Source organism: Aeromonas media, from assembly GCF_000819985.1.
Classification (GTDB): Bacteria; Pseudomonadota; Gammaproteobacteria; order Enterobacterales; family Aeromonadaceae; genus Aeromonas; species Aeromonas media.
In genome coordinates this window covers 1-11,459 of record NZ_CDBZ01000136.1, presented here as the reverse complement: position 1 = coordinate 11,459, position 11,459 = coordinate 1, and the positions used below count along the sequence as shown (strand labels likewise).

Sequence of the window (11,459 nt, the reverse complement as noted above, 5' to 3'; positions counted from 1 at the left end):
CGGTACTGCTCAGTACCGCCGGCTGGGCCGCCGAGCAACCCGCCCTGTCTGACCGCGCCTACCGCGCGGTCAACAAGGCCCAGGCGTTGATCACCGAGAAGAAATACGGCGAGGCGAATGCCAAGCTGCAGGAGGCGCTCGAAGGCGCAGGCGAGCGGGTCTACGACAAAGGGGTCATCCTGCAGACCCTGGGCTTCGTGGCGGCCCAGCAGGAGAAATATGGCCAGGCGACCAAATACTTCGCCGATGCCATCGCCACCGGAGGCCTGCCGCAGCCGGTGGCCCAGCAGGTGCGCTACAACCTGGCCCAGCTCTATATGGCGGAGGGGAACTTCAAGGGCTCCATCAGCACCATGAACCAGTGGTTTGCGAGCCTGGGCAAGGACGAGAAACCGACCCCGCACGCCTACATCACCCTGGCCAACGCCCACGTGCAGCTCAAGCAGTATCGGGAGGCCATTCCGGCGGTGGATCAGGCCATCAAGCTCTCGGCAGGCAAGGCGCCGGAGTCCTGGTATCTGCTGAAAATGGCGGCCCACTACGAGCTGAAACAGTACAAGCCGGCCACCGAGGTGCTGACCGCCCTGGTGGACAAGTTCCCGGAGAAGAAGAAGTACTGGACCCAGCTCTCGGCCATGCACATGCAGGCGGGAAACGATGCCAAGGCCCTGGCGGCGCTGGAAGGTGCCTACAACCTCGGCATGCTGACCGAGTCGACCGAGTTGTTGCGGCTCGCCAACTACCTGGCCTTCGCCGGCATACCCCACCGCGCCGCCCGCGTGATGGAAAAGGCGATGAAGGAAGGGACCATCGAGAGCAATGCGGCCAACTACAAGACGCTCGCCAACTACTGGCACCAGGCCAAGGAGCTGGATCCGGCCATCGATACCCTGGCCAAGTCCTACAAGCTGGCCCCCAGTGCCGATCTGCAACTGAAGATGGCGCGCATGATGATCCAGAGCAAGCGCTACCAGGATCTGGTGGCCTTCGCCGCCAAGCCTGCCGCCAATGCCAGCGGTGAACAGCGGGCGGATCTCAAGTTCCTGACCGGGGTTGCCTACTTCGAGCAGCAGAAACCGAAGGAGGCATTGAACGCCTTCACACAGGCCGCCCAGCATGGCAACGTCAGTGGCCGCGCCTCCCCCTGGATCAGCTTCCTGAAGGAGCAGCAGGGCGGCGCCGTCACTCAATAAACCGGCACGCCATGGGCAGGCATCCGTCCATGGCGACTGCCCATCCACAATGGGGTCAGCCCCGCAGCTTGCCTGGTGGCAATTGGCCGCTCTTCGGAGCGGTCTTTTTTATGGTCCCCCTCCTTTATATAGGCAGCAAAAAAATCCGGAGCCTGGGCTCCGGATTGGGTCATTGCGTTGAGGCGGGGTTGGCCCCTCAACCTGTCATCAGTAATTGCATACCAGCTTCCAGCTGCCATCACCCGCCTTGGGTTCGCTGCTGGTCCACCAGTTCGCCTGCCAGACCCCCTTGTTGTGGGTCATGCGGTCGGTGCCGTTGGCGTGATCCCCGCGTGGCCAGGTCGGATAGGCATTGTACTCCGCCGGGTTGACGCTCTGGCTGGCGCAACTGGTGCCACCGCTACCGCCGTCGCCGCCACTGCTGCCCCCCAGCACCGCCTCGGCCAGGGCCGGGAAGTCGGACTTCAGGCCTATGGTCTGGCTGCCGGCAATCAGGCGCATGCCGCTCGGTACGCCAGCGGCTGGCAGATAGTAGGTCATGGCCACTTCCACCTCGGTACCCGGCGCCCAGGCCTTCCAGGCCGGCAGCGTCAGTGCCACCTTGTGGAAGTCCTTCTCGCCTGCGATGCCGTCGGAGTTCTGGTTGCCGCCGCTCTCCACCACGGTCAGCCCCATACCGCTCTGGTCGGTGATGGTGTCGGAGGTGGAAGTAGGCATCAGGAACTCGATGCGGGTGCCACCCGGTATGGTCTGAGTCGACTTGTTGGTGAGCTTCAGAGTCGGGTTGATCGGGTAGTTGGAGTCCCCTTCCTTGAAGCCGGAGAGGCTCACACCTATGTCGAGCTGGGCGGCCGGTGCCGGCAGCTCGTTCTGCTTCAGGGCCGCCTTGTCGGCCTTGCTGAACTTGTCGTAGGCGAGGCTGGTGAGGGTACTGCCCATCACGTACTCGTTCTTCGCGGCGTCGAAGTCATAGTCCCCCGCCATCTCCCAGAACATCACGCCCCCCAGACCGCGACTGACGATGTAGTCGAGCTTGTGGCCCATGGACTCTTCATCTTCGGTGGAGAGGAACACCTTCTTCTGCTCGTTCCACAGCCAGGGCGCATGCGCCTTGTCGTCGTAGTAACGCACGTACTGGCCTTGCATCACGTGGGCCGGGTTGTTGGGATCCAGACCCCAGGCCTGGCCGTAGCTCGGCAGTGTGGTGATGCCGAGGCTGGCCGCGTGCTCCAGGTTCTTGGCATGCCACATGGGCACGGCGCCGCCGCCAATCTCCTTGCCGTTCTTGTCAAGGTCATGCCAGATGTTGTCGATGCCGACCGCACCATTGCCGCACGGAATGGTGCTGCCACCGGTCCCCGGCTGGCAATCGCTCTGGCTCGGCAGCGCCGCCTTGCCCCCCAGGCCGTGGGTGCCACCGGTAACCCCCTGCCAGCCACGGGTGTAATAGGGCACCCCTATGTTGATCTTGCCCGCCGCCAAAGCCCCCCGGAAGTAGTGAGCCGCCCAGGCGGAGTTGAGATAACCGATGCCACCGAACTGGGCCTGGGTGTAGACCCCCCACTGGGACAGCTCGGGATCCGCCTTGTTGTCGAACAGGGCGGCGTTGTGGCCAACGAAGTGGTTCCAGGCACCGTGGAAGTCATAGGTCATCAGGTTGACGTAGTCGAGGTACTGGGTGACCTGGAAGTTTTCCATGCCGCGCAGCAGGTAGGCCGAGGCCGGCGAGGCGATGGTCAGCATGTACTTGCGACCGTCCTCGGTCCCGGCGCTGTCGAGCTTGTTGCGCAGGGTCTTCATCAGCACTTCATAGTTCGCAAACAGCTTGCCGCGACACTGGTTGGAGAGCGGGAAATCGTTGGGGTTGCCCGCATCCTTCATGGAGGTGGGGTACTCGTAATCCACATCCACCCCGTCGAAACCGTACTGGCGGATGAAGCCCACCGCCGAGTCAGCGAAGGCGTTGATGCCGGCGGTGTTGACCGAGCAGTCGCCCTTGGTGGTGGCGGCGTAGAAGCCGCGGGTATCGGCCCAGCCCCCCACCGAGATGAGGGTCTTCACGTCCGGGTACTGCTTCTTGTACTTGGACAGCAGGTTGAAGTGACCCTGATAGGCGAATTCGGGATCCATCTCGGCGCCCGGCACCCCGTCCCAGGTCATCTTGGTGGCGGCGTCATCCACCTTGATGAGGTGGCTCTGTTCATCCACCGCCGCGAAGGCGTAGTTGATGTGGGTGATCTTGTCCCAGGGGATGTCGCCCACCAGGTAGGAGGGCAGGCCGTTCTTGCCGGTACGCCAGGAGGTGAAGTAACCGATGACGCGACGACCGTGGTCATCCCCCATGCACTCGCTGCCATCGGCGCGGTAGATCTGGCGCACGTCGCAGGAGAGGTTGCCGCCGGTGGGGGGCAGGGCCGCCTCCTCCACCTGCACGTCCACCTGGGTGGACTCGCCAGAGAGATTTGCCTTGTCGGTCGCCACCAGCTTGAGGCCGGTCAGCCCCTTGTTCTGGGGCGTCCAACTCAGTTGCCAGGGGGCGCTGCTGTCTTCACCCACCTTCTGGCCATTCACGAAGAGCTCGACCTTGGCGACGTCGTCATTGGCGTCGGTCACATTGCCGGTCACGGTGAGGGCGCGGCCCAGGGTCACCCTGGCACCGGCGGCGGGGCTGGCGATGCTCACCTTGGGCGCCTCTGGCGCCACCACGGCGGCGACCTTGAAGCTGGAATCAGCCTCACTCAGCACCTTTCCGTTTTTATCCAGTGCCCGTGCCTTGAGGCCGTGATTGCCCGCACCGGCGGCAGACCAGCTGGCGCTCCAGGGGGAGGCCGTGGCCGTGGCGACCAGGGTGCCATCGACCAGGTACTCCACCTTGGCCAGCGCCGTGGCCGGGCCGCTCAGGGTCACCGCCAGGGCAACACTGGCCCCCTCGCTGACGCTGCTGCCCACGGCGGGGGAGCCGATGGCAACCACCAGGGCCGGTGGCGGCACCTCACCGCCATAGAGTTTCCAGGCATCGGCCCAGACGGCACCAACCCCGGGTTCGTAGTGGTAGGGGGAAGCCCCGCACCAACCGGAGTAAGGGAATTCCTTGCATTCATAGAGGGCGCCTGCGTTGCTGACGATGTCGCCAGCCTTGTAGGCGGTGCCGGCCTGATAGGCGGGATAGGCGGCCTGCGCCCAGGCAGGGACGGCCGCAAGGGCGACCAGCATGGCGAGCCTGCTGGGCCTCAAGATCTGTTGCATATTGTTATCTTCCTTGTTTTGTCTTGGCTTTTAAAACCAGGAAAAGCGCAATCGCAACAGGGAACAAGGGAACGACAACAGGCCATGGACGGGGCCACATACCCTCATGTCACCCCGGGGTAACCCCGCTGTCTGGTCCGCTTGGGACAGATCGGAGGCTTTGCGTCCCGGCATCACTGCCGGTTTGCCCTTAACCTGGGTTCCGTGAGGAACGGCTCGAGTATAGGAAGCAAGTGGCAACCGCTCAATCTTTATTCTCTAAGGAAAATATGTGAATGCCAGCCAGTTCACACTTTCCTTCAATCGGCCAACTAAGGATTAAGTCATTAATATCAATCTGTTAGCCACGTCAAAAAACGGACTCAGCCTCTTTTGTCTCCCCATAATGTGCGTTGCCTCACTGGTCAGAGCTGCCAGAAATGTGACAATGCGCGCCCTTGACCAACGCGCCAAGGCTATGGAAACACTGGCAAAAAATAAAAAAGGAATACTCATGAAAGGAACACCTACCCTGCTGCCGCTGGCCTGGCGCCGTCGCCACGGTTGATGACTTGCCACAACAACCAAGCTCGCAGCCAATGCGGGCTTTTTGACAGTCGTGCATAGAAGGCAGAGAGAAAAATAGGCAAAAACAAAAAGGCCACCGCGATAACGGTGGCCTTTTAATGTTTGGTGGAGCTACGCGGGATCGAACCGCGGACCTCTTGCATGCCATGCAAGCGCTCTCCCAGCTGAGCTATAACCCCAAGTTGTTGCGAATCAAGGTCAAGACCTTCACTCTGAATTTGGTGGAGCTACGCGGGATCGAACCGCGGACCTCTTGCATGCCATGCAAGCGCTCTCCCAGCTGAGCTATAACCCCAAATTCTTTACTCTTTAGACAATCGGTTCTGGCGGCCGTTTGCCCTTCTTCTAAATATTGGTGGAGCTATGCGGGATCGAACCGCAGACCTCCTGCGTGCAAAGCAGGCGCTCTCCCAGCTGAGCTATAGCCCCACAAAGGTCGGCCTGGGTGATACACACCGCACTGCCCTGGGTACTGCACTTTTACAATCAGGAACCTGGTGGAGCTACGCGGGATCGAACCGCGGACCTCTTGCATGCCATGCAAGCGCTCTCCCAGCTGAGCTATAACCCCTTTGATTCCAGATTGTTCGAGGAGAATTTGGTGGAGCTACGCGGGATCGAACCGCGGACCTCTTGCATGCCATGCAAGCGCTCTCCCAGCTGAGCTATAACCCCAACTCACCTCGGCGCTACCAAAGTTATCTCTGGCAACGGAGGCGCATGATAGGCATCACCCGCTTTGCTGTCAACCCAAAAATAACACCGGCTCGAGCGTTTAGTCAAAATTCAGACAGTTAGCTGTTTTTACCGCCGACTGCATCGCTATGTCGCTGTTTTATGTCATGAATCTGAGCGCTGCACAAAAGCAAAGGGCACCCTTGCGGGAGCCCTTTTTCAAGCAATGGCAGAGGCTTACTCGGCTGCCATCCGCGCTTCGATATAGGCCAGGGCACGATCGATGCGGGCGAGCACCCGCTCCTTGCCTACCAGCGCCATCGCGGCGTCGATGCCGGGGGACTGACCCAGATCGGTGGCGGCAATGTGCGATGGCAAGCTTACTCGGCGGCCATGCGCGCTTCGATATATGCCAAAGCGCGGTCGATGCGGGCGAGTACGCGCTCCTTGCCCACCAGCGCCATCACGGCGTCGATAGCAGGAGATTGGCCCAGACCGGTGACGGCCACGCGCAGCGGCATACCGACCTTGCCCATGCCCTGACCCAGCTCAGCGGCAGTGGCTTCAATCAGCTCGTGCAGCGCTTCGGTGGTCCAGGTCTCCAGCGCCGCCAGCTTGGCCTTGGCCAGGGTCAGCGGCTCGGCAGCGACGCCACGCAGGTGCTTCTTGGCGGCCGCTTCGTCGATGGCCTCGTACTCTTCGAACAGGTAGCGGCTCTGGGCAGCCACTTCCACCAGAGTGTTGCAGCGCTCGGCCAGCAGGGTGACAACCTCGGCCAGTGCCGGGCCCTTGCTGGTATCGATGTTCTGGGCGGCCATGTGCCATTCCAGGTGCTTGGCCACATAGGCCGGATCCAGGCTGCGCATGTAGTGGTTGTTCAGCCACAACAGTTTGTCGGTGTTGAAGGCGGAGGCAGACTTGGAGATGGCATCCAGGCTGAACAGCTTGATCATCTCATCTAGGCTGAAGATCTCCTGATCGCCGTGGGACCAGCCTAGACGCACCAGATAGTTCAGCAGCGCTTCCGGCAGGTAGCCGTCGTCGCGGTACTGCATCACGGAGACCGCACCGTGGCGCTTGGAGAGCTTGGCGCCGTCGTCACCCAGGATCATGGAGACGTGGGCAAACTCCGGCACCGGCGCGTTCAGCGCCTTGTAGATGTTGATCTGGCGTGGGGTGTTGTTGATGTGGTCTTCACCACGCACCACGTGGGTGATCTCCATGTCCCAGTCATCGACCACCACGCAGAAGTTGTAGGTGGGGGCGCCGTCGGTACGGCGGATGATGAGATCGTCGAGCTCGGTGTTGGCGAACTCGATGCGACCGCGCACGTGGTCATCGAACACCACCGAGCCTTCGGTAGGGTTGCGGAAGCGGATCACGTGGGGCGCATCGGCCGGGTGATCGTGGGCGTGGTCACGGCACTTGCCGTCATAGCGGGGCTTCTCGCCATTGGCCATCTGGCCTTCGCGCAGCGCCTCCAGCCGCTCCTTGGAGCAGAAGCACTTATAGGCACGACCATCGGCCAGCATCTCGTCGATGATGCCGTTATAGCGATCGAAACGCTTGGTCTGGTAGTAGGGGCCCTCATCCCAGTTCAGCTCCAGCCATTCCATGCCCTCAATGATGGCGTCGATCGCCTCCTGAGTGGAACGTTCCAGATCGGTATCCTCGATACGCAGCACGAACTCACCGCCCTGGCTCTTCGCAAACAACCAGGAATAGAGTGCGGTACGGGCACCGCCAACATGCAAGAAGCCGGTCGGGCTGGGAGCAAAACGGGTTTTGACTTTCATCTTTAAGCCTTGTGTAGAGGGCCTTGGGCCAATGCGTTAAAAAAACCGTCGCATTTTAGCACTCAGAATCACGGATGGGAAAACCATGCAATAGCCGGGGCCTAAACAGGTCTTGATTCGGTCGTGGCACCGTTCTTTGAGAGGGATCGCAAAACCTCCCCTCATTTTCCGCTTTGCTGGGCAACATTGCTGGAGGAATCTCCCGCCATGCCGATAATTCATACAACTTTCTACGCACAAGGAACACGAGATGCAGTTTCGCTCTATCCAGAATCGCATCCTGGTACTGGCGGGAGTCGCCATGACCACGGCCCTGGTCATCCTGATCCTGCTCAACCAATACTCGAGCAAGCAGACCCAGCAGCTGACCATCAGTTCCAGCCGCGCGGCCCTGCAGCAGGAGGCGTGGCAGAAGGTGAGTGCCAACGCCCGCGCCGAGGCCGCCACCATTACCCAGTTGCTGCAAAAGGGGCTCTCCTATACCCAGCAGATGGCCAGCGTCTTCGCCCAACAACAGGCGGGCAAGCTGCCGCTGGATCGCCAGCAGGCCACCGACTTGCTCAAGGCGCAGCTCGGCCTGGAGCCGCAACTCTACGGCGCCTTCGCGGGCTTCGAACCGAACGGCTTCGACGGCCAGGACAGCGCCTTCGCAGGCCAGAGTGCCCTTGGCAGCGATGACAAGGGACGCTTCGTCCCCTACTTCTATCGCGACAAGGAGAACATTGGCTCGGATCTGCTGCTCTCCATCGAGAAAAGCGACGCGGACGAATTCGGCAATCCGGCCAACGACTACTACGCCTGCCCGAAACGGGAGGGGCGCTCCTGCCTCGTCGATCCCTTCAAGGTGGACATCAACGGCCAGCAGGTGCTGGTGAGCACCATCACCACCCCCATCATGGTAAATGGTCAGTTCAAGGGCATTGCCGCGCTGGATCTGGCGGTAGACTCCATCAGCCGTCAGGCCCAGTCCCTCAACAGCAACATCTATGACGGCAAGGGCGAGACCCTGATCGTCAGCGCCGCCGGCGTCATCACAGGCACCAGCGGGGACCCCAGCCTGCTCGGCAGACGCGCCGACAAGCTGCTGGGGGACGGCTGGCAGCAATACCTCAAACCCGAGCTGCAACGCCAGGAGCTCGACGAGGCGTTTCGCATCTCTGTGCCCATCGCGGTGCCGGGCATGGCCCGCAACTGGGCCATCATAGTCACCCTGCCCTACCAGGTGGTGCTGGCAGGAGCCGATCAGCTGGAGAGCCAGCTCACCGAGATGAACCGGGCCGCCATGACCCAGCAGCTTATCGGTGCCCTCATCGTACTGGTGCTGGCCCTGGCCACCATGCTGGCGATCGCCCGCAGCATCACCGGCCCCATCCGCCAGATGGTCAGCCTGGTGGATGACATCGCCGATGGCGAGGGGGATCTCACCAAGCGCCTGAACACCCGTGCCCAGGACGAGCTGGGAGCTCTGGCACGCGGCATCAACCGTTTCATCGACAAGTTGCAAGTGCTGCTCGGGGACGTGCAGAAGACCGCGAGCGAAGTCCATCGCCACGCCGGGGATACCGACCGCATCGCCGGCCAGACCGACACCAACCTGCAGCATCACCAGGCTGAGATGGAGCAGATGCTGACCGCGGTGCAGGAGATGTCCTATGTCAGCCAGGAGGTGGCCACCCACGCCAACAACACCGCCGACTCCGCCAAGCAAGCCCAGGGCGCGGCGGATCAGGGCAAGGTGCGCTTCCAGCAGGTGATCCAGTCCATGCACAAGGTGGCGGCCGAGGCGGGCAAGGGGGCCGAGGTAGTCGAGGGGCTGGCCCACGACAGCGAGCAGATCACCAGCATACTCACCGTCATTCAGGGCATCGCCGATCAGACCAACCTGCTGGCGCTCAACGCCGCCATCGAAGCGGCCCGAGCCGGCGAGCAGGGACGCGGCTTTGCGGTGGTGGCCGACGAGGTGCGCAAGCTGGCGGGCAACACCCAGCAGGCGGTGCAGAACACTCAGGAGCTGATCGAGAAGATCCGCCACAGCTCGGCCAATGCGGTCAACGCCATCCAGCAGAGCCAGCAGTTGACCCATCAGGCGGTGGGCGAGGCCGATCTGGCAGAGGCGGCCCTCGACAGCATCTTCCAGGCCATTGCCACCATCAACGACATGACCTATCAGATAGCCTCCGCCGCCGAGGAGCAGAGCTCGGTTTCCGAGACAGTCTCAGGCAACCTGTCAAAAACCAACGCACTGGCCAACGACATCGCCCAGGATGCGACCAATACGGCGAAAGCCAGCCAGGCCTTGCGCCAGGCGGCCGAGCGTTTGCAGCAGTTGCTGGGGCAATTTCGTCTCAGCTGATAATTTTCATGCTCAGGGCTCTCCCCCTCGGGGGCGAGTCCGTTTACCATAGGCGCTATATTTGCCTGATGGCAGGCAATGTAGTGAGAGGTAAATGCCGTGCCCACCCCGGACCGTCGCCCACGTGGCCATAACAGACGAGCCCAGCAGCGTCGCCAAGACGAATCACAAGGAACCCTGCTCCATCGTATCAATGCAGCGACCCTGCCCCTGCGTCAACGCCTCGGTCAGGGCATGAGTGGCCTTGGTCAACGCAACAAGGAACCCAGAACCAGTTCATTCAAGCTGGCGAGCCCGCTGCCTCGCAAGCACACCATAGGCCTGCTGGTGCTGGTGCCTCTCTGGCTGTTGCTGCTCGCCTGGGAACCCGCCCCTGCTGCCCCCAAGGCGGCGCCTTCCGGTTCACTCACCGTACCATTGGCCGTGCCCACCCAGGCGCTGACCGTGGGCAACGGAGCCGCAAGCAGTGCGCCGGCCGCGGCCAAACCGGTCGAAGAGAAAGTCGATGGCACCTGGCTGCAGCACGAGGTGCAGGCTGGCGAGACCCTCTACTCCATCTGGCGCAAGTTTGAACTGCCCGGGGCCGAGCTGAGCCGCCTGATCGCCATCGAGGGGCCGGACAGGCCGCTGACCCGGCTGCAATCGGGCAAGTCGGTGTTCATTCTGGTGGACACAGGACGCCGGATCCAGCGGGTCGAGATCCGCTCCTTCGGTCAGGCAAACTACCGCTACGACCGACAGGGTGAAGGGTTCGCCCTCAAGGAATAAAAAAACGGGAGGCCATGGCCTCCCGTTTTTTTGACCAGAAGCATGAAACAAGCCGCTGACTTCCCAATACTTTTAGCTCGCTCAAAAAATGAAAAGTGCCAAATTGACAAGGGATCGGGCTCCAGTACAATCGATTGTGCTTTAGACAGGGATTGTACTGCATGCCACTGGAACAAATTGACGTAGTCAGTCATGGGTAGGCCCCTGCATTCTAGGCAAATGCTGCCCAACAAGGCGTTAGTTTCATTTTGTTATAGATAGGACTTACCACATGTCTGACATTCGCACCGGCCAAGTAAAATGGTTCAACGAAACCAAGGGTTTTGGCTTCATCGAGCAATCCCAGGGACCGGACGTTTTCGTTCACTTCTCCTCCATCCAGAGCACTGGTTTCAAGACCCTGGCTGAAGGTCAAAAAGTCCAGTTCACCGTGACCCAGGGCAAGAAAGGCCCCCAGGCTGAGAACGTGACTCTGCTCTAAGCCGCACTAGTGAACTCGCAGGAGGAGCCAAGGCCCCTCCTATTTTTTTGCCCGCCGTTTCCCCTTCCCCGCCACGCTCATAAGCCTGTCCGCAGCAACCACAACCCTCCCCCACACCTGCGCACAAAGCGGCTACAGAAGACATGGGTCTGATCTGGCTGAATGCCGGATACTACAAATCATCGCTGCGCGATGTGATGGACAGTTCAAATGGATGATGAGGACTTCGAAGAGAGATTGGAGCGGGAAACGAGACTCGAACTCGCGACCCCAGCCTTGGCAAGGTGCGGATCATGCTCTACCAACTGGATGTGGCAAGGAGTGCGTTGAAATATTGGATTTGTGTACTTCGAGGAGAGAGATTGGAGCGGGAAACGAGA

The 11,459-nt window shown here is 61.1% G+C and carries 7 protein-coding genes, 5 tRNA genes and 1 riboswitch; of the genes, 4 read left to right on the top strand and 8 right to left on the bottom strand.

Features of this window, described 5'->3' with window-relative positions; all coding sequences use genetic code 11:
• Nucleotides 1-1,193 (top strand): tetratricopeptide repeat protein (locus BN1127_RS11840; protein ID WP_156139768.1); only part of this gene is annotated, 1,193 nt, incomplete at its 5' end.
• A gap of 207 nt (nt 1,194-1,400) precedes the next feature.
• On the opposite strand, the gene BN1127_RS11835 is transcribed toward BN1127_RS11840, so the two are convergent.
• The 8 genes from BN1127_RS11835 to gltX form a co-directional block, all read right to left on the bottom strand.
• Nucleotides 1,401-4,439 (bottom strand): glycosyl hydrolase family 18 protein, encoded by a 3,039-nt coding sequence (locus BN1127_RS11835; protein ID WP_052833538.1) that lies wholly within the window; start codon nt 4,437-4,439, stop codon nt 1,401-1,403.
• 115 nt (nt 4,440-4,554) lie between these two features.
• Nucleotides 4,555-4,638: riboswitch (cyclic di-GMP riboswitch) on the bottom strand.
• A gap of 471 nt (nt 4,639-5,109) precedes the next feature.
• A tRNA-Ala gene (locus BN1127_RS11830) sits at nt 5,110-5,185 on the bottom strand.
• Between the two features lie 40 nt (nt 5,186-5,225).
• A tRNA-Ala gene (locus tag BN1127_RS11825) sits at nt 5,226-5,301 on the bottom strand.
• Between the two features lie 58 nt (nt 5,302-5,359).
• Nucleotides 5,360-5,435 (bottom strand) — tRNA-Ala (locus tag BN1127_RS11820).
• A gap of 66 nt (nt 5,436-5,501) precedes the next feature.
• Nucleotides 5,502-5,577: transfer RNA gene (locus BN1127_RS11815), tRNA-Ala, on the bottom strand.
• Nucleotides 5,578-5,605: 28 nt separating this feature from the next.
• Nucleotides 5,606-5,681 (bottom strand) — tRNA-Ala (locus BN1127_RS11810).
• 237 nt (nt 5,682-5,918) lie between these two features.
• Entirely contained in the window at nt 5,919-6,059 is a 141-nt protein-coding gene (locus BN1127_RS22985) for a glutamyl-tRNA synthetase (protein ID WP_082030071.1), read from the bottom strand.
• A gap of 2 nt (nt 6,060-6,061) precedes the next feature.
• A complete protein-coding gene (gltX, locus tag BN1127_RS11805) occupies nt 6,062-7,477 on the bottom strand; it encodes a glutamate--tRNA ligase (RefSeq protein WP_042649578.1) in 1,416 nt (471 codons plus the stop codon).
• Between the two features lie 250 nt (nt 7,478-7,727).
• On the opposite strand from gltX, the gene BN1127_RS11800 reads away from it, so the two are divergent.
• The 3 genes from BN1127_RS11800 to BN1127_RS11790 all read left to right on the top strand — a co-directional run bounded on the left by BN1127_RS11800 (nt 7,728) and on the right by BN1127_RS11790 (nt 11,079).
• The gene (locus BN1127_RS11800) at nt 7,728-9,830 is read left to right on the top strand and encodes a methyl-accepting chemotaxis protein (RefSeq protein WP_042649577.1); all 2,103 of its coding nucleotides are present in this window, start codon (nt 7,728-7,730) and stop codon (nt 9,828-9,830) included.
• Between the two features lie 99 nt (nt 9,831-9,929).
• Nucleotides 9,930-10,598, top strand: a complete 669-nt coding sequence (locus tag BN1127_RS11795; RefSeq protein WP_042649576.1) for a LysM-like peptidoglycan-binding domain-containing protein — start codon at nt 9,930-9,932, stop codon at nt 10,596-10,598.
• 271 nt (nt 10,599-10,869) lie between these two features.
• The gene (locus BN1127_RS11790; RefSeq protein WP_005327092.1) at nt 10,870-11,079 is read left to right on the top strand and encodes a cold-shock protein; all 210 of its coding nucleotides are present in this window, start codon (nt 10,870-10,872) and stop codon (nt 11,077-11,079) included.
• The last annotated feature ends 380 nt before the right edge of the window (nt 11,080-11,459 follow it).